This window comes from Paraburkholderia sp. SUR17, from assembly GCF_029536165.1.
GTDB classification, from domain to species: domain Bacteria; phylum Pseudomonadota; class Gammaproteobacteria; order Burkholderiales; family Burkholderiaceae; genus Paraburkholderia; species Paraburkholderia kururiensis.
The window spans coordinates 1869256-1887673 of record NZ_CP120508.1; the positions used below are offsets into that span (position 1 = coordinate 1869256).

The 18418-nt window shown below is 64.9% G+C and carries 15 protein-coding genes; 4 read left to right on the forward strand and 11 right to left on the reverse strand.

What is annotated here, in order from left to right; genetic code table 11:
- Positions 1–6: 6 nt before the first annotated feature.
- From P2869_RS08260 to galU, 6 genes are all read right to left on the reverse strand, one after another.
- A complete protein-coding gene (locus tag P2869_RS08260; protein WP_277597986.1) occupies positions 7–393 on the reverse strand; it encodes a CpaD family pilus assembly lipoprotein in 387 nt (128 codons plus the stop codon).
- Between the two features lie 10 nt (positions 394–403).
- Positions 404–1993: a type II and III secretion system protein family protein gene (locus tag P2869_RS08265; RefSeq protein ID WP_277597987.1), complete on the reverse strand. Its 1590-nt coding sequence runs from the start codon at positions 1991–1993 to the stop codon at positions 404–406.
- 32 nt (positions 1994–2025) lie between these two features.
- A complete protein-coding gene (cpaB, locus tag P2869_RS08270; RefSeq protein ID WP_277597988.1) occupies positions 2026–3054 on the reverse strand; it encodes a Flp pilus assembly protein CpaB in 1029 nt (342 codons plus the stop codon).
- A 12-nt stretch (positions 3055–3066) separates the two neighbouring features.
- On the reverse strand, positions 3067–3576 hold the full coding sequence (locus P2869_RS08275; protein ID WP_277597989.1) for a prepilin peptidase: 510 nt from the start codon (positions 3574–3576) through the stop codon (positions 3067–3069).
- Between the two features lie 49 nt (positions 3577–3625).
- A complete protein-coding gene (locus P2869_RS08280; protein ID WP_199540037.1) occupies positions 3626–3805 on the reverse strand; it encodes a Flp family type IVb pilin in 180 nt (59 codons plus the stop codon).
- A gap of 631 nt (positions 3806–4436) precedes the next feature.
- On the reverse strand, positions 4437–5330 hold the full coding sequence (gene galU / locus P2869_RS08285) for a UTP--glucose-1-phosphate uridylyltransferase GalU (RefSeq protein WP_026121272.1): 894 nt from the start codon (positions 5328–5330) through the stop codon (positions 4437–4439).
- A gap of 75 nt (positions 5331–5405) precedes the next feature.
- Here galU and P2869_RS08290 point away from each other — a divergent pair, with 75 nt between their 5' ends.
- Positions 5406–5564, forward strand: coding sequence for a hypothetical protein (locus P2869_RS08290; RefSeq protein WP_277597990.1), 159 nt, complete (start codon positions 5406–5408; stop codon positions 5562–5564).
- A gap of 58 nt (positions 5565–5622) precedes the next feature.
- Here P2869_RS08290 and P2869_RS08295 read toward each other — a convergent pair whose 3' ends face one another.
- Positions 5623–5766, reverse strand: a complete 144-nt coding sequence (locus P2869_RS08295; RefSeq protein ID WP_017773931.1) for a hypothetical protein — start codon at positions 5764–5766, stop codon at positions 5623–5625.
- Positions 5767–6028: 262 nt separating this feature from the next.
- Here P2869_RS08295 and P2869_RS08300 point away from each other — a divergent pair, with 262 nt between their 5' ends.
- Entirely contained in the window at positions 6029–7336 is a 1308-nt protein-coding gene (locus P2869_RS08300; RefSeq protein WP_277597991.1) for an acyltransferase, read from the forward strand.
- Here the strand turns inward: P2869_RS08300 and P2869_RS08305 are convergent.
- The 4 genes from P2869_RS08305 to P2869_RS08320 form a co-directional block, all read right to left on the reverse strand.
- Positions 7318–9192, reverse strand: a complete 1875-nt coding sequence (locus P2869_RS08305) for an SMP-30/gluconolactonase/LRE family protein (RefSeq protein ID WP_277597992.1) — start codon at positions 9190–9192, stop codon at positions 7318–7320. The two genes, P2869_RS08300 and P2869_RS08305, sit on opposite strands and share 19 nt — an antisense overlap.
- Before the next feature lie 190 nt (positions 9193–9382).
- Complete coding sequence (locus P2869_RS08310; RefSeq protein ID WP_277597993.1) at positions 9383–11872, reverse strand: glycosyltransferase family 4 protein; 2490 nt, start codon at positions 11870–11872, stop codon at positions 9383–9385.
- A complete protein-coding gene (locus P2869_RS08315) occupies positions 11869–13335 on the reverse strand; it encodes a flippase (RefSeq protein WP_277597994.1) in 1467 nt (488 codons plus the stop codon). Before P2869_RS08315 ends, P2869_RS08310 begins: the two co-directional genes overlap by 4 nt.
- A 226-nt stretch (positions 13336–13561) precedes the next feature.
- Positions 13562–15823, reverse strand: a complete 2262-nt coding sequence (locus P2869_RS08320) for a hypothetical protein (protein WP_277598076.1) — start codon at positions 15821–15823, stop codon at positions 13562–13564.
- A gap of 574 nt (positions 15824–16397) precedes the next feature.
- Here P2869_RS08320 and P2869_RS08325 point away from each other — a divergent pair.
- Both P2869_RS08325 and P2869_RS08330 read left to right on the forward strand, forming a co-directional pair.
- Entirely contained in the window at positions 16398–17510 is a 1113-nt protein-coding gene (locus tag P2869_RS08325; RefSeq protein ID WP_277597995.1) for an acyltransferase, read from the forward strand.
- 101 nt (positions 17511–17611) lie between these two features.
- Positions 17612–18409: an SGNH/GDSL hydrolase family protein gene (locus P2869_RS08330; RefSeq protein WP_277598077.1), complete on the forward strand. Its 798-nt coding sequence runs from the start codon at positions 17612–17614 to the stop codon at positions 18407–18409.
- Positions 18410–18418: the final 9 nt, after the last annotated feature.

The following is an 18418-nucleotide window of genomic DNA, read 5'->3' on the forward strand; positions in this document are numbered from 1 at the left end:
CGTGCGTTATTTCGCGTCGCGCGACGTGGTCGGGTCGAGCGGCGTCAGCTTGCCGGTTTCGTAGCGGCGCACAGCGGAGGCCGCCATCGCCGCATCCGCGGGGCCGAGCGGCTGCGGCGCCACGAGGTCGCGCGGATTGGCGATCTGCGCGGCGAGATTCGTGTACGTGGCGCAGCCCCATTCCATGCGCGGCCGCACGTGCCCCGCATCGATCGCCACCGAGGCGCGCGAGAGGCGCTCGCAGTCGGGCGGCATCACGGTGTCGCCGCGCAGCGTGAGCACCGAGGTGTCGGGCATGTCGCGCGGCGGATGAAAGCACCCCGTGAGGCTCGCGGCGCAGGCGCACATGACGAGCCAGCGAACGGGTTCGAACGGAAACGATGCGCGTGTCATGGCGGGCCTCTCAGTAGACGTAGCCGGCCGCGCCCACGAGGCGGGGTTCGGCGCTGCTCGCCGTGCCGTCGCCCGGGGCATGCCCGAAGCGCCGGCCGAAGCTGTATTCGATGTCGTTGGCCGGCGACTGCAGCGATTCGAGCGGCGAGCGCAGGCGCGCGGCCTGGGTGGGCTGCACGATGTACGGCGTCACCATGATGACGAGTTCGGTCTTGTTGTTCAGGTAGTTCGTGGAGGAGAACAGCTTGCCGAGAATCGGAATCGAGCCGAGGCCAGGCAACTGCGACACCGTGTCTTTCGTCACGCTTTGCAGCAGGCCCGCAATCGCGAAGCTCTGGCCGCTGCCCAGTTCCACCGTGGTATCCGCGCGGCGCACCGAGAGACCCGGCACCGTGATGCCGCCCGTGGTCACGCTGACCGAGGTGTCGATCTGGCTCACCTCCGGGCGCACCTTGAGGCTGATGCGGTTGTCGGCGAGCACGGTGGGCGTGAAGTCGAGCTTCACGCCGAACTGCTTGAAATCCACGGTGATGGCGCCGTTCACCTGCGAGACCGGAATCGGAAATTCGCCCCCCGCAATGAAACTCGCCGTCTGCCCCGAGAGCGCGACCAGGTTCGGTTCGGCGAGCACGGTGAGGAGCCCTTCCTCGTTGAGCGCGTCGATCAGCACCTGGAGGTTGCTGTGGGCGGTCGAAAACGCGCCGAACAGCGAGAATGCGTTGTTCGTCGGCAGGTTGGCCGCGGTCACGCCATTGGTCGTCGTGAAGATCGGGCGGCCGCTGAAAACGCCGCCGAACCAGTTGCCCGTAGCATTGCCGATAGACTGCCAGTTGATGCCCAGTTGCTGCGTGACGTTGCGGTCCACTTCCGTGATGCGCACGAGCAACTGCACCTGGAGCGGCCGGGCCACCGTCATGCGGTTGATCAGCACCTCCTTGTCGTCGAGCCAGGGCGTGACGGCCTGGACGACGGCGTCGGCATCGGCGGCGTTGGCGACGTCCCCCGCAATCTGCAACGAGCCCACCCCTTCCGTCACGGAGAGCTTCAGGTTCGGAAAGCGCGCGGCGAGTGCGGCACGCAGCGCGTCGGTGTCGCGCGAAACCGTGATCGCGCGTTGCAGCAGCGTGCGGTTGTTGGGGCCGAGCACATAGAGCGTCGTGGTGCCGCTCTTCTTGCCGAGCACGAACACCGCGCGCGGCGACGGCACATGGACGTCGGCCACATTGGGGTCGGCCACGAAAACCGAGGTGGCGTCCTCGTTGAGCCGCAGCAAGGTGCCCTTGCCCGCGGTGACGGCGAGTGGTCCGTTTCCGTATGCGGGGAGTTCGGCGCGCGCCGCGTTGGTTTCGCGCGCGTCGTGTGAACTGCGCGATGCGGCGGCTTCCTTCCTGTTTGCGCCGATCGCCTGACGACCGGCCACCGTTGCTTCGCCCTGCGGCGCAGCCGCTTGCGCGGGCACGATCCACGTGAGCGCGGCCGACGCGAGCCCGGCCGCCCGGATGAACGCCCAGACGCGTGCCCAGACGCGCGCCCGGCACGCCGCGCGTCGAGTTCCGGCGTACGGCGCGGCGCTGCGAATCGGACTATAGGGCTGGCTCATGCTTCGGGTTCCTGAAAAAGGCACCATGCGCGTCAACGCGTGGGTTGCTCGGGTGCGCCCGGCGCCGGCGGCGGGCCGCCCGCCGGCATGCCGGCGTTGCCCGACAGGGCCGCCGCAGCAGCCGCCATGGTCGAGGGCAGCGGCGGCGTGCCGGCACTGCCGCCACCCAGGTTGTCCGAGCGTTCCGAACCGCGATAGATGACAACGGACTTCGGCGTGGGCGCGACGGCAACAGGTGCGCCTTGCGCGGCGCGCGCCACGTGCGGGGCCGGCAATTCGCGTACTGCGCTCGATATGTCGCCCGCCCAGACGGGGTGCGCCTGCAGCGGTCCCGAGGCAGGTACAGCGGCGGCAGCGTCGGCCTCGCGGCTCGCCTTCGCGAAGCTGCGCAGCGCGAACGACAGGCTGCCGAGGCGCGCTGCGACCGACACCACTTCGGCCATGTGCGGTGTGACTTCCAGCGTCACGGTGCGCGCGCGGTTGTTGGCGTCGGGGGCGTCGCTCGTTTTCGGGCGGCTCAGTTCCGAACCCACCGCCAGCACGCGCACGCGCTCCACGACGGTTTCGCTCGATACGGCGAGGTCCGGGGAATCTGTGCGGTGGTCCATCTGCTGGGTGAGCAGCAAGTCCACGTAATCACCCGGCTGGATCAGACCGGCGTTGCCGGAAACATCGTCGATCGCGACCGAGACGGCGCGCATGTCGGGCTTGAGTGTCGCGGCGAGGAAACCCGGCGCGCTCGGCAGAATCACGTCGTCGGGGCCGAGCACGGTGCCCGCCGCTGCTGCGTGACGCAGCAGCGCGCCCTTCAATTCGATGGCGTTCGGCGCGTTGGCGACGATGGCGGCGGCCGGCACGTTGCCTGCGGGCACGTCTTTCCAGGCGAGGTCGTCGTCGCGCAGCAGCAGACCTTGCGGCAAATCTGCCGCGCTCACGCGGATCTTCACGGTGGACACGGCCTGAGCCGCGGGATGCGAAATGCTCGCCACGACCGTTCGCACGATCAACGCGATCAGCACGGCGCCCACGAGCAGCAGCAGAATCTTGATGATGTTCGACATGGCGGGCCCCTTCTATCGCACAGCCACCAGCGAGAACCACGCGGGCAGACCGATCACGGCCGTGCCGCCCGCAGCGAGCGCAACGCCATAGGGCACGCCGCGCGTGCCCGAAAACATCGCCAGCGCCCGCACCGCTCGCGCCCGATGCTGCGGGTCAAGACGCTGCGTCGCGAGGCTGACGAGCGCGACTACCGTGCCGCTCACCGATATCAGCACGAGTGCGGGCCACGAGAGCGGCAGGCCCGCCCACAGAAAGATCGCCGCGGCCAGCTTGGCGTCGCCGCCGCCCATCCAGCCGAGCGCGAACAGCACGGCACAGACCGCGAAGACCACGCCGGCCAGCACCACGTGAGAGAGCACATCGGACGCGCTGCGGTGAACCACGAGCGCATCCGCGAAGAAAAGCAGCCCGAGTGCGAGCACGGATCGCGTAGGCAAGCGTCGCGCACGCACGTCGATGACGGCGAGCGAGAACAGCACGGCCAGCGCCACGGCCCGAAGGGCGAGAGAAAGTAACGGCATGATGCAAGCAGGGGAACCGGCACGCGGCAGACTCCCCTCGCCAGACGAATCAGCTCGCCGAAGCGTTGGTGATCTTCGTGTAGAGGTTCGCGAAGAGCGCCGTGATGTTGTTGTTGAATGCCGTTCCCACAGCGGTCAGTGCAACAGCAACGATGCCGGCCATGATGGCGTACTCCATGGCGCTCACGCCACGTTCGTCGCGGACAAATGCCTTCAGAAGTTTGCGCATTTGAGATTCCTTTTCCCAAGGAGTTGAACAAGGGCGGCCTTCCGGACATCCGTAAAACGATGGCGATATACGGACCCAGGATGGCTAGGCAAGTTAACGGCGAGCCGTTTTTTATCTTTAGGAATACGAGATTCCTGCGCGCTTTCCCTGGTGCCGATGCGAGACGAAACGCGGGGTCGTTCATTTGATTTAGCTCAATGTTCGCCTCGCGCAATTGTCGTTGTGTGCAAGGTCGTGCGTGCGCGCCCGTGCCGTCAGGCGTTAGGTACGGTGAGCGTCAGACGTTCTGAACCTCTTTAGATTGTTCTTTTAGTTCAAGCGCGAAGCGCTATGGTCTGATGAATGCGCGCGCGCTGGACGGCACGATTTTACGACCCATTGTTCTGGACTTCGAAAGATGCGAACCGTGCATGAAACACGAATTTCGCGCGATGCCTGGTGCTTTCCCTGGCCACACCTTCATGACGCGGAAAAACTGCCGTGCTACGAAGCGCCGCACCGTCCGGGCACGTGTTCGTGTTGATCGGGAAGACGAAATGACAACGGGCGACCGGTTGCTGACCGGTCGCCCGTTTGAACTCGAGAATGACTTGTGCTGTGGCGGCCCCGGTAGCCGGAGCCGGCCCCGGAATCAGGCGGCCGCCGCCGTGATCAGGGTAGGCAGATACGCCTGCAGATATTCCTCGAACTCGTCCTTGACTTCGGGGTGGCGCAGCGCGAACTCCACCGTCGCCTTGAGGTAGCCGATCTTGCTGCCGCAGTCGAAGCGCGTGCCGTGATAGCGGTACGCCAGTACCTGTTCCTCGGCGAGCAGCGATTGCAGCGCGTCGGTCAGCTGAAGCTCACCGCCGGTGCCTGGATTCAGTGCGCGAATGTGCTTGAAGATGGTCGGCATCAACACGTAGCGCCCCACCACGCCGAGGTTCGACGGCGCCACTTCCGGAGCCGGCTTTTCGACGATGCCCGAAAGCTTGATGACATCCTCTTCCCATTCACGGCCGTCCACCACGCCGTACGAGCGGCTGTGCTCGCGCGCGATCGTCTCCACGCCCACCACGGAGCTGTGATAGTGGTTGAAGACGTTGACGAGCTGCTTCATGACCGGCGTCGTGCTGTGCAGCAGGTCGTCTGCGAGAATCACGGCGAACGGGCTGTCACCCACGAGCTTTTCGGCGCACAGCACCGCGTGCCCCAGGCCCAGCGCTTCGGGCTGGCGCACGTAGAAACAATCCACGTGACTCGGCTTGATGCTGCGCACGAGTTCGAGCAGCTTGTCCTTGCGGCGTGCTTCGAGTTCCGCCTCGATCTCGTACGACTTGTCGAAATGGTCTTCAATGGCGCGTTTGCTGCGGCCCGTTACGAAGATCATCTCCGTGATGCCCGCCGCGATCGCCTCTTCTACCGCGTACTGGATCAGCGGTTTGTCCACGATGGGCAGCATTTCCTTCGGGCTTGCCTTGGTAGCGGGCAAAAAGCGTGTCCCGAGACCAGCCACAGGAAAGACAGCTTTGGTAACTTTTAGCATTGCAGGTATTCCCCCATCGATTGCCGATATATGGCACGCCCGTGCAGCGGCGAGCCGGCATCCCCGAAAAGTCTGGTGGAAATTATTTTTGTGACATGGCGTATTCATTGCCTCTTTGAATACGCTAGCAGGAAAAAAACAGGTGGTATGCGCGGAACCGAACTCATGTGGATACCGCCGCCGGAAAGATTTGCAGCCAGCAAAATTGCGGTGCAGCATGATTTTCCGGCCTGAATGGCCTCGCCGACATAGCGCACACGACATGCCACGCATACCCGAGCAGAACGCCAGTCTACTCGGTTTCGTCGGCGTCCGGCAACTTGCCGGAAGACGTCGTAAAGCGCCGGATCGGCTCGTTGCGCAAGGCTTCCCGGTAGGCCGAAGCGGCCACGAGAATCAGGATGACGGCAATGCCCGCCAGTAGATGCAGATTCATGGCTCTACCCTTGAACAGAAGAATGCGAGATTCACCAAGATTCAAGTTATCACGAAAAAAACGGCAAATAATTCAGGACGAAATCCCGCCGAAAGCCCGCTTCCTGTGAATGGCTTTATTTCCGGGCAACATCTTTGCGTCAGGTTACAACGCGATTTTTTATCCATTTTTTCGCTGCATTTTTGGCCATCCCGCTGCACTACGATTGGGGCAGGCGCATCGACGCGCCTGTCATCACCCGTTATCCGTCACGAGGACCCGAATGAGCGATCCCGCACTCGATGCCGCCGGTTCGTCCCTGCGCGTCGCCGCCGTCCGCGAAACGCTTCGCGACACGCTCCATGTCGACGCGGCAGCCGGCAAGGAACACCTCATCGACGCCATGCGCGGCTTCGCCGCGCTGCTCGTCGCCTATTTCCACTGCCGCCAGGTGGTGTGGGTCGGCATGCAGAGCTTCCATCAGACAATGGGACACGCGCTCACGCCGGACGCAATTGCCGCGTGGCTTACGCTGCCGGTTGCCTGGGGTTCTGCCGGCGTGCCGATCTTCTTCGTGATCAGCGGTTATTGCATTCACCGCGGCGGCGCCCAGCGGCTCGCGGCACAACCAGGCTACCGGCTCCCTACCCTCAATTTCTGGGCGCGCCGCTTCGCGCGCATCTATCCGGTGCTGCTGGCCGCCCTGATTCTCACGTTCGTACTCGACTCCATCAGCCTGCACCTGCCGCCCGTGAGCCACAAGATTCGCGACATCGGGCTGCAGGCGTTCCTCGTCAATCTGTTCTCGCTGCAAGGCGTAGCCGGCAAGACCTATGGTTCGAACGGCGCGCTCTGGACGCTCTCGCTCGAAATCCAGTTCTACGCGGTCTATCCGCTCGTGTTCGCGCTCAGAAAGCGGATTGGCATGCCTGCGCTCGTGGCGCTCGTCGCACTCGTCAACGCGGCCTCGGCCTGGCTGCTCGAGCGGCACGATCTGCAGTTCTTCACGTCGTACTGGCTCTCGTGGATGCTGGGCGCGTGGATTGCCGACGCGGGTGCCATGCGGCCTGCAGCGGCCTTTGTACCGGTCGCATCGGGCGCCGCTACGCCGCGTCGGCAGCCGTCGCGCCTCTGGTATGCCGCTGCGGCCGCGCTCATCGTGCTGGGCTGCGGCGCATTCCACTTCGGCCAGTACGGTGCATTCCAGCTTTGGGCCACGGGCTTCGCGTGCTGGCTCTACGCGGCGCTTGGCCGGCAAGCGGCACAAGCGGCACAAGCGGCCTCGCGCGGCGCGGCGGCACGCACAGGCGACGGTGCACCGGGGGTCGCGCTCAGCGTGCTGTCACGCTTCGGCGACTTCAGCTACTCGCTCTATCTGATCCATCTGCCCATCTTCGTGCTGCTCGGCTCGCTGTTCTTCCGCTCCGAACTGCAGCTTGCGATCTGGCCGTCGTTCGCTTTCATGCTCGCCGTGCTGCCCGTGGCCTGGCTCTTCTATCGCATCGTCGAACTGCCTGCCATGCGCTGGTCCGCGAGCCTCAAGCCGCGCGCGGCCAAACCGCTGGCAACGCCTCAAGGCGTCCAGCGATAAACCACGAGGCTCGACCCGTTGTAGTTGTCCTTCGTAATCACGTATTGACCGGTCGAGCTCAGGTAGGCGCGCACGCCATACATCGAGTCCACGTCGTTGCCCACATCCATCGCGCTCGTGTTGTTATTCACGAGCGTAGTGGTGAGCGCGCCGGTGTTGAGGTCGAACACGTCGATGTTCGGCACGGTATGAACGTAGCCGAGGAAGAGATAATGGCCCGCCGCGGCCATCGACTTCGCATTGGCGCTCGTAAGCGTGATGACGGGATTCGGCGTGGTCGTGTTGCCTGCATTCCACCCGTGATACACCTCGATGCGCGTGCTCATCGCCGTCCAGTCCCAACTGCCCGCAATGCCCTGCGCGAGGATCATCGTGTCGCTCTCGGGCAGGTAGATGATGCGCGTGAGCGGGCGGACGCTCGTCGGAATACGGATCGTAACGGGCGTGCCCCATGTGGGCCTGCCGCTCGCATCGAAACCGGTAAGCGGATAGTGATAGATGTGGTTCGTGCGGTCGAGTCCCGCCCAGATATCGCCACGGCTGTCGATACAGAAGCCGCCTGTGACCTGTCGCGTCGTATTGAACGCGGTGCCCGGCAGCGACCCGTCCGGTATCGCGACGTAACCGCTTGCCGGGTTGAAGTGATAGAAGTTGAAGGCACCCGGATTCTGGCCCGACGCGACCAGAATGCGGTTGCCGTTCACGGCGACGAGCTGGCCGAAGTGCTGGCCGCGCTGCGTGTCGTTCATGTCGAGCCGCGGATCCGTGGGATAGGTGAACGGATCGATGGTGTTCGCCACATAGGTGCCGCCCGCCGTTCCCGTGTAGACCTCGTTGCCGCTGTAGAAGAACGCGCCGTCAGTGACCGGATCGGGCGCAGCGGCGGCCTCGAAATTGAGCGCCTGCAGCTTCCAGCGCAGATTGCCGGCCGGATCGTACGAGTGAATGTCGGTGGCGCCGTTGCGGCCCAGGTCCCAGCCGCCGCCCCAGGGATTGTTGAGCACGTAGAGATTGCCCGCGCCGTCCTTGCTGATGCCCACCACGCGCGTGAAGCGTTTAGGGCCCACCTGCCCTTTCACGCCGGTCGTGCTGTCCAGGTAGCCGCCCGTCACGCCGAAGGTGCCCACGAGCGTCGGCGTAGCGGCGACGTTGTAAAGCTTGATGTTCATGTCCGGCCCTTCGTCGCCCACCATCAGTTGACCTGACGATGCGTCGAAGTACAGCGCAGACGGGCGTGCGTTCGTCGCCATCTGGATCGTGTTGAGCAACTGGCCGGTCGGGCTGAATTCGGTCACGGTGCCCGCGCTCTGCTGCGCGACCCAGAGGTTGCCGGTGCTGTCCACGGCGAGTGCGCCGGGGCCCGTGATATTGATGTCGCGCTGCCAGGTACCGTCGGTGGTGTACACGCGCACGCGGTTGCCTGGGAAATCGCTGGCGTACAGCAGCGAGCCCGCCGTGGCGAGCCCCGTGATGACGTCGCCGCGCGTCACCGCGTTCCACGCGCTCACCTGGATCAGCAGATCGCGCGTGCCTGTGGTGCGGTTATAGCGGCCCACTGCGCCGCTGCCGTAGGTCGTGCTGTACTGGAGCGCCGCGAAGATCGACGTGACGTTGCCCGTGATCGCGCTGCCCTGAAACTCGCTGTGAATGCCGATCGAGCCTGCGCTCTGACCGTTCTGGTAGATCGCGACGCCGCCTTCGTTCTCGTCCCACAACGACGAGGTGTAGATCACGCCTTCGGGCGAGACCCACATGGAACGCGCGCCGTTGCCCACGTGCGCGGCGATTGTGCCGTAGGTGTTCGCGAGCCAGTCGGTGGTGTATTGCGCGTGAGCATCGGGTGCCATGGTTGCCATGGTGCCGACCGTGGCCGCCATCGCCACAACCATCACAGCGCGAGCAATACGCGTGAGACCCGCTGTACGAACCCGTTCATGAACGTCTTTCGCGACCCGCTGTTCGGCAGATTCGCCGGCGCGCTGGCGCGTCCCTGTTTTGTTCTGTTTCTTCTGTTCCGCCACCATGACCGATGCTCCGTGATTGAAGCTACCCCATCGCCTGCGGGGCAGCGACCTTTCGCAAAATGCGTTCCACGCCGTCCACATAAGTCTTCGTGCCGAAGCGCCGCCGCGCGGTTTGCAAGCCGTTGGCGACCAGCCTCTCGCGCAACCCGGTGTCCGCGCGCAGTTCGGCGAGCGTATCGGCCAGCGCGTGCGCATCGCCGGGCGCACACAAGAGGCCGTTCACGCCGTCTTCCACGATCTCCAGCACGCCGCCGTCGCGCGCGGCTACGACCGGGCGCGCGGCGAGCATGCCTTCCACCACCACACGCCCGAAGGGCTCGGGCGTGATCGAGGTATGCACGACGACATCCACGGCGCACATGCAGGCCGCGACGTCGCGTTGAAAGCCGAGAAAATGCACACGCTCGCCGAGGCCCTTCGCGAGCACATAGGCACGTAGTTCTGCTTCGTAAGCGTCTTCGCCGAACAGCGGCGCGCCCACCAGCACCGCATGCATCTGCGGGTTGAGCACCATCGCTTCGAGCAGCACATGCTGCCCTTTCCAGCGCGCAAGGCGGCTGAACGAGCCGACCAGATACGCGTCCTGCGGCAACCCCAGGCGTGCCCGCAAGCGCGCCGGCGGCACCTCGCGCAGGGCCTCGAACGGCGCTTCGTCGATGCCGTTGAACACCACGTCGATGCGCGATTCGTCGAACTGCGTGAGCGCGGCGAACGCCTTCGCCGAGGCATGCGAATTCGCGATGACGTGCGCAATGCCGAGCTTCGCGCACCACTTGATGATGGTGCGCTGCGCCGCGCCGAAATGCGCGGGGCTCACGATGTCGCGCAGATGCCAGACCACGGGCCGCTTCGCGAGCCGGCCCGCCAGCGCGCCGATCACCATGGCGCGCTGCGTGTTGGCATAGATCACATCGGCGCTCTGCGCGCGTCGCGCAGTCTTGCGCACAAGGCCTACGACGCTCGCCAGCACCTTGCCCTTGGGCAACGCACGGCCCTGCTTTCGCACGGCACGCAATGCGCCCGCCTCCAGCACGTTGACCGTAACGCCCGCGGCATCGAGCGCCGTGCGAAACGGTCCGTCTTCGAACAGCACCACTTCGATACGCTCGCGCAGTGCCTTCACGATTTCGAGCAGCGAAAGTTCGGCGCCGCCCAGCACGCCGCTCTGGTCCACCGCGAGAACACGCAGCGCGCGAGCCGCGGCCGAAGGCTTCGATTCATCGAGGCCGGGCGGCTGCCCCAGCGCGGGCAGCGTCGCGCCTTCGAGTGCAGGCACGGCGGAGCGCACGAGCGAGAAGAAGCGTTCGCGAAAATGCGTGATGGAAAAGCGCTCGGCATTCGCCCGGCAGTCCATCGGCGAGAACGCGCGCGCGTTGGACTCGAATGCCTCGACGGCGGCCACGATGGAATCGGCGCGTTGCTCGTCGAAGAAGAGGCCCGTGGGTTTCGGCTCCGAAAGATCGCGCACGGTCTCCAGCGCCCCGCCCTTGCCGAACGCGATCACGGGCGTGCCGCTAGCCTGCGCTTCGACCACCGAAATGCCGAAGTCCTCTTCGGCCGCGAACACGAATGCCTTCGCGCGACGCATGCGATCCTGCAGAACAGCGAACGGCTGATAGCCCATAATCTCGACGTTGGGTGCCGCCTTCGCGCGAATCTTCTGCATGTCGGGGCCGTCGCCGATCACCACGAGCTTGCGCTCGGGCATCTGCGCGAAGGCCTCCACGATGAGGTCGATCTTCTTGTACGGCACCATGCGCGAGGCGGTGAGATAGAAGTCGTCCTTCTGCGTGTTGAGCGTGAATGCCTCGATGTCCACGGGCGGAAACACGACCTGCGCGTCGCGCTGGTAGACCTTGTGAATGCGCCGCGCAATGAACTCCGAGTTGGCGACGAAGTGGTCCACGGCGTTCGCCGTGCGGATGTCCCACGTGCGGATGTAATGCAGGATCAAACGCGCGGCGGCGGACTTGGGCCCGTTCGTGAGCTTCGATTCCTGCAGGTATTGATGCTGCAGGTCCCACGCATAGCGGATCGGCGAATGCACGTAGCTAATGTGGATCTGGTCCGGTCCCGTCAGCACCCCCTTGGCGACCGCGTGGCTGCTCGAGATGACGACGTCGTAGCCTGAAACGTCGAGTTGCTCGATGGCAAGCGGCATGAGCGGCAGGTACGAGCGGTACTTCGCGCGCGCGAACGGCAGGTTCTGGATGAACGAGGTCGTCACGGGCTTGCCGCGCAGGAACGTGCGGTCGTCGAGAAAATCGACCAGCGCGAAGAGGTCCGCCTCGGGAAAGCACGCCACGATCTGCTCGAGCACGCGCTCGGCGCCCGCATAGGTGACGAGCCAGTCATGCACGATCGCGATGCGCACGGGCCGATTGCCCGCGGGCGTGCGGCGTGCCGGTATGGACCGGCGCGCCACGGCCGGTGTCACGGCGGCATCGGAAACCTCGGTGCGCGCGAGCGGCACCGGTTGCAGAGCGGCGGGTTCGAGCAGTTCGGGATTCATGCGCTTTTCCTCGGATTCAGCCGCACCAGCAGCGAACGGGCCAGTTCGCGCAGTGCGGGTGTCGTCGTGACCGACCACACGACGTTGGCGGCCACCACCGCCGCGCAGGCGGCAATGGCCATGGCGAGCGTAGGCACGAGGCTCGCGAGATACAGGCTGCCCGCGAGAAACGCGAGATGCGGCAGCATGTCGAGCAGAATGGGCCGCATGTGAATGCGGCTCAGGTACAGCAGCACCACGTAGTCGAACAGCGCACGCGTCACGACCGCGACCGCCGCGCCCGCGAGCCCGAAATGCGAGATGCCGAACCACAGCAGCCCCGCGAAGATGGGCAGTTCGATGAGCCCCACGCGCGCGGCCGCAGCGGGGTTGTTCTGCGACTGGATGAGAATGCGCGTAACGCTGGCCTGCCCCACGAGCCACACGCCGATGATGAGAATGCGGCCCACGGGTGCCGCTTCGTTTGCGATGACGTTGCCCACCCACAGCCGCAGAAACGGCTCCAGCACAATGGTGGCTACGAGCGCGACCGGCGTGAACACACCATTCAGGAATTCCAGGGACTGGCGCGCGATCTCGTCGGCATGGTCGCGGCGCACGGCGGACAAGCGCGGAAACAGGGTGCGCACGAGCGCGTTGGGCACGATGTTGAGGCGCGTCACGAGGTTCTGCGGCACCGTGTAATACGTAACGAAGCGCGCGCCCAGACCGGTGCCCAGCAGCACGCGGTCCAGCGATTCGGCCACCATGTTGGTCACGCTCGCCACGAGCATCCATCCGCCGAAGCTGAAAAGCGCCTTCGACGTACCGAGCCGTGGCCCGCGTATGCGCGTGAGACCCAGCACGCGCAGCGCCGAACGTCCGAGCAGCCAGGCCGCAATGAGGCGCGCCACGACGGCCGCCGCAATCACGTTTTGCAGGTTCGGCGCGATGAGCCAGGCGGCGCCGAGCGGCAGCAGCTGGAACAGAAAGGTGCCGATGGTCTGGTTCGCGTTGTAGATGCCGAAGCGTTCCGCGCCGTTGATCGCGCCCGCGAACACCCACGAAACGTTCGCCACCGGAATGGCCACGGCGAGCCACGGCAGCGCCATGTAGACCTCGTGTTGAAGCGCGGGCGGCACCTTCGTGAAGTACGCCGTATAGATGAACGCGCCGAAGTAGATGAGAAGCCCGCCAATCACGCCGGTGCCCAGATTGAGCCAGAAGGCGCTCCAGAACACGTCGGCGCATTCGCCTTCATCGTTGGAGGCACGCGCCTTCGAAATATGGTTTTGCGCCGCCATGCTCATGCCGAGGTCGAGCACGCTGAAGTAACCGATCAGCGTCCACACGAGCGCGATCACGCCATAGCGTTCCACGCCGAGCAGATGGATGTACGACGGCACCGTGACGAGCGACACGAAGGTCGGCAGCACGAGCCCGAAGAAATTGATTGCGACGTTTTTGAGGATGCCTTTGTCCATCAGATGAAGCCTTTGCGTGGAAAGTGCATGCGCCCAGGGCGGGCTTCGCCCGAAACGGGCGGCCTGCCGTGCAGGCCGCGCTGCAGTAAAGCACGTAAAAAATCGGCGCAGCCGGGTTTTCCCGTACAGAAAAATATTCGCGCTGGGTCGCGGTGGGTCGCGGCGAGTCGTGACCATTGCTTGCGAACGTGCGGGCCTGCGTGCCCGCATCGGCTTCAACGACCCATCAAGCCGGTTTCCAGCGATACATCATCACCTTGCCTCGCGCGTCTTCCTCCACGAACACGAGGTACTCGCCGTTGCTGCGCCGGTAGGCGCTCACGCCGAACGGCACGTCGACCCAGCCCGATGCGTGCCCCACCTCGGGGCCCGGCCGGATCATGCCCACTTCCTTGCCGCTCGCCTTGTCGTAGACGTGCACCACGCCCACGGGCTCGACCACGAACAGGTACTGCCCTTCCACTGTCACGCCGATGGCCGTGGCAATGGGCTTCGACTGCGTGTTCCACGGCAGCGTGACCGTGTAGCGCGCCTCGGGCTTGCCGCTCGACCAGTGGTCGTAGCGCACCAGCACGCGGCCCGCTTCCTTCCAGAACGCACGGTCCGGCGGCGCCTCCTGCGTGTAGCCGGTGGCATAGAGCGTGTCGGTCTCGGGCTCGTAGATCGCGCGGCGCAATTCGGTGAACGGCGCGGGCACCGCATACGCGGTGAGGTCCGTGTACGAATACTTAGGATTCCCCTTCGCATCGAGCCCGCCGAAGCGGAAGCGAAAAATGCCCTTCGCGTCGCGCGTGCGCCAGATGTCGCCGGCCGTGTCGATCCACCAGCCCCAGCCGCCCGCGAGCTTCGTGCCGCTCGTGTTGAGGTCGAATTCGTCGGCGTCGAAGCGGCCGTTGCCGTTCCCGTCACGCCAGATCCAGTCGCCGCCGGGCGGCGCATTCGGCACGCGCGCCACGGCCTTCGCGCGGCCCGCGATGAAACCCGAGGGAATCGCGGTCTCGCCTTCACGTTGCGGGTCGAAGCGATAGATCTTCAGGTGGTCCGCATACATGTCGGTGAGGTAGAGGAACGTGTGGCCGTTGAGCCTGCGCACCGTGGGCAGCCCTGGCCATTGGTCCGTGTTGAAGACCGGGTCTTCGGGATAGCGGAAGCGGTTCGAGAGGAAGCCCGCGTAGCTCCACTCCTCGCCCACCGGTTTCGAGAAGTCGAGCACGAAGCGCTTGTTGCCCGTGTAGACGCTGTCCGGCCGCGACGGATCCACCCACGCGCCATCCACGAACAGCAGCCCCTGCAATTGCCACAACCGCTGACCGTCGGGCGCATAGCTTTCGAGCGTGGCGCCCAGACCCGCGCCGATTGGACCGTTGTGACCGCTCGCGCTATCGGGCGGCCCGATGCCGTTGGTGGACACGTAGATGTTGCCGCGCGCATCCACGCCCACGCCGGTGAGCCCGTTGAAGCGCTGCGGCCCCGGGCGGCCTGCTATGCCCGCGAAGATGCCGCCGCGCTCGCCGAGCGTCGCCGTTTGCGTATAACGTCCGGCGCTGCGGCTGTAGATCAATACCTGCTGGCGCGGACCGTTGTCGGCAATCAGCACGCGGCCTTGCGAATCCGCGGCGATATCGACGGGCACGGTGTCGGCGGGCAGGGCGAACGTGTCGTCGATGGCCCGGCCCGAGGCCGCGTAGTGCGCCACGTGCGGCGCGCGCCCGCTGTGTGTACCGGTCAGCACCCAGAGCGTGCCGTCGGCCGCGAGCGCCATGCGGCCCGGTTCGGGCACGTCCCACTTCGTCTTCAGCATCATCGACTCGGCGTCGTAGACCTCGATGCGATTGCGCGCCGTGTTGGCCGCGTAAAGCGTCGTGTCGTTGGCAGCAAGCCCGCCTATTTCGCTGGTCGTGCCGGTGCGGTTCGCGCTGTCGTCGCTCGCTGCGTTTGCCGGGCTCGTGCCCGGCGTGGGCACGTCGTTCACCATCAGGAAGCTCGCGGCGAGCCTTGCATGCGGATCAGCGGCTTTTGCCTGCTGCTGTGCCTGCGGCTGAAAAGGCGCCGCCTGCTTCGGGTCTGCAATCTCGCGGCGCGTGATGCCGTACCACTGGTGTCCTTTGTCCGGCCAGATGCCGGCGCCCTTCAGGCGCCCACGTTCGTTGCCCACCGCCACGGCCGCAAAGACATAGCGCCGGTTCACCGCAATTGCGTTGCCGCCGCTGTTGCCCCAGCCGTGCGTGCCGCCCGCGAAGCCGAGCGCCCTGCCGTTCTGATACACGCTGATTTCGGCGCCGCTCTCGTCCCACGGCGCATTGGTGTACACCTTGCCGTCCGGCGCAACAGCGATCGCCGTAATGTTGATCTGAACCCACGTGCCATCGCCGTAACCGAATGTGTTGCCGATCCACGAGGTCTTCACGTCGAGCGCTTTCGCTTCGGCTTGTGCGTGGGCTGCTTGTGCGTGTGCAGAGTGCGGCGCGATGGCGGCGCATGCCGCCATGAATGCGCAGACGAGCGTGGCCGCGAGCGGCCTGATCGACGCGTCGGGACGCGAACGCGAACGCAACTGCAAACGAAGCGGCGAACGCAATGGCAAGACGAACGGCGGCAAGCACATCCTCCAGTCAGTAAAGCGTGCGATGAGGCGACGAGGACCGCCGAGGTCGTCGGGCCGGCTGGCGGTCCGCGTGGACAGGCATCACAGTAAGCGGAAAAATCTCCGCGACGAAAATCGAAAATAATTCAAAAATATTCGTTTCAGCGAAGAGGATTGAAAGGTCATTTCGTTAAAACCCGAAGATCATCGACGCACGGTGAAATGACGTGGGTATGACATATTCCATTCCCGCGCCAGCGCTATCCCGGGCGGTTTTACATCTTTTCGGCTAAATGGGTAATGAATTACCGGAAAGGTTTTCGCCATTCATCGGATTCAATCGTTGTTTCACGCTGTTTCATTTCCGTTTTTTCGTCATTTTCTTTTCCCTAGAATCGAATTGCACGCAAAGACGGTTGCGCCCTTGAGGCCTTCCGCTGCTTCTGCGCGTGCTTCTTTCGACTTTCGTGGACGGTTCATGACAGCGAGTACCTTGCCTGCCCCGCCCTCCCACAGCCGGCGCATCGTGCAGCTCGACGGGCTGCGCGCCATCGCCGTGCTCGCCGTGTTTGCGCAGCATGCGCTGAAGGCGCCGCTCTGGATGGGCGTGGATCTCTTCTTCGTGCTGAGCGGCTTTCTGATCACCGGCATCCTGCTCGACCGCAAGGCGCGCCAGGTGTCCTATTTCGGCTACTTCTATGCGCGCCGCGCGCGGCGCATCCTGCCGCCGTACGTGCTGCTCATGGTGGTGTCGTCGCTGCTGTTCGGGCTCGGCTGGGCCAGGTACTGGCCGTGGTACACGTTCTTTGCGACCAATATCGGCGACGCACTGGGCCAGAGCGGGCACGACAGTCTCAACGTGCTGTGGTCGCTCGCTGTGGAGGAGCAGTTCTACATCGTCTGGCCGTTCGTGGTCCTGCTCGTTTCCGAACGTGCGCTAGGTTTCGTTGCGGCGGCGCTGATCGTCGTGGTGCCGTTGCTGCGTGCGCTGGCCACCCCATGGTTCGATACGTTCTGGCCCATCTATTACCTCACGCCGTTCCGCATGGATCTGCTTGCCGCGGGCGCGCTGCTCGCGGTGGTGTCGCGACGCGATTCGCAGGCGATTGGCCGCTTCAAGCCGCTCGCGGTCTTCGGCTTCGTTGCGGCGCTCGCGGTGCTCGCATGGCTGCATCTGCACTTTCCGCGCTTTCGGGCGGCCAATACGCCGCTTTCCAACGCGGCGCTCTACAGCATTTCGCTCGTGCTCTGCACGTCGATCGTTGTGATCGCGCTGGAATCGAAAGGCATCGTGAAGCGCGTGCTGTGCCATCCGGTACTGGTCTACATCGGTACGGTGAGCTACACGATTTACCTGATCCACCTCACCGTGCTCTACGCGGTGTGGCCGCTCGGTCACAGCCGCCTGGCGAGCGCGGGCATTGCGCTTGCCATCACGCTCGTCTATGCGAGCCTGAGCTGGTTCGCGTTCGAGCGTCGTCTCATCTTCGGCACAGGGCGTACGCCAGTGGCAACGTCAGCGCATGAGCGGTCTACGTCGGCAGTGCAAGCCTCATCAACTGCACAAGCCGCCGCGAGGACGCGCGCATGAAGCGTCCGATGAAGCGTCTGACCCAGCGCCTGATGAAGCGTGCCGGCTCGTGCGTGCGGCGTGAAGCGGCAACGCGCGATCTTCGCCGCACCGCGATAGCCATGGCCGCATGCGTCTCGGCATTGAGCACAGGCGCTGCCCCTTCGCCTGTGCTCGCCGCTACAGCGAACGACGTCACGAAGAGCAACGGCACCGTCGTGATAGAAGCCTACGGCGACTCCACCACGCTCGGCATTTCGTGCGCGGACGGCCGCTGCGGCCCGCGTCCTCAAAACGCCGTGACCTACCTGCAGGACGACCTGCGCGCCGCACACGGCGAGCGCGTGAGCGTCGCGAACTACGGCATTGGCGGCACGATGGCGAGCCAGCTGCTGGACGGCAGCAGCCGCAATCCGCCCTGGAAGGAACGCCTTGCGTCCTCCCCGGCTCAGATCGTGACCCTCAACTACGGCATCAACGAAGTGATGCGCAACCAGACGCCCGAGCAGTTCTATGCCGCCGAAACCGCACTCGTGAAAGACGCGCTCGCCGCAGGCAAGCTGCCCGTGCTGCAAACGTCGAACCCGATGCCCGATGGCCGCCTCAACGCGAAGCTGGGCGCCATGGTCGCGATGACACGGCGCGTCGCCCAGGAGCAGCACGTGCCGCTCGTCGATCACTACGCGTCGATCCAGACGCTTGCCGACTGGAAACTCATGATGTCCGACGGCGCGCATCCGAAGCCCGAGCTGTACCGGCTGAAGGCCGGACACGACTTCGAAGTGATCGATCCGCTCGTGCAGAAACTTCTGGGTGACGGACGGACGGCGAACAGCGCGGCACGCCACGCGCGAGACGTTGTCGAAACCAGCGGCGAACGCGCGGCCTCGCATGGGCACGTTCCCGGCGGCCAGTCCTGAGTCCTGAGT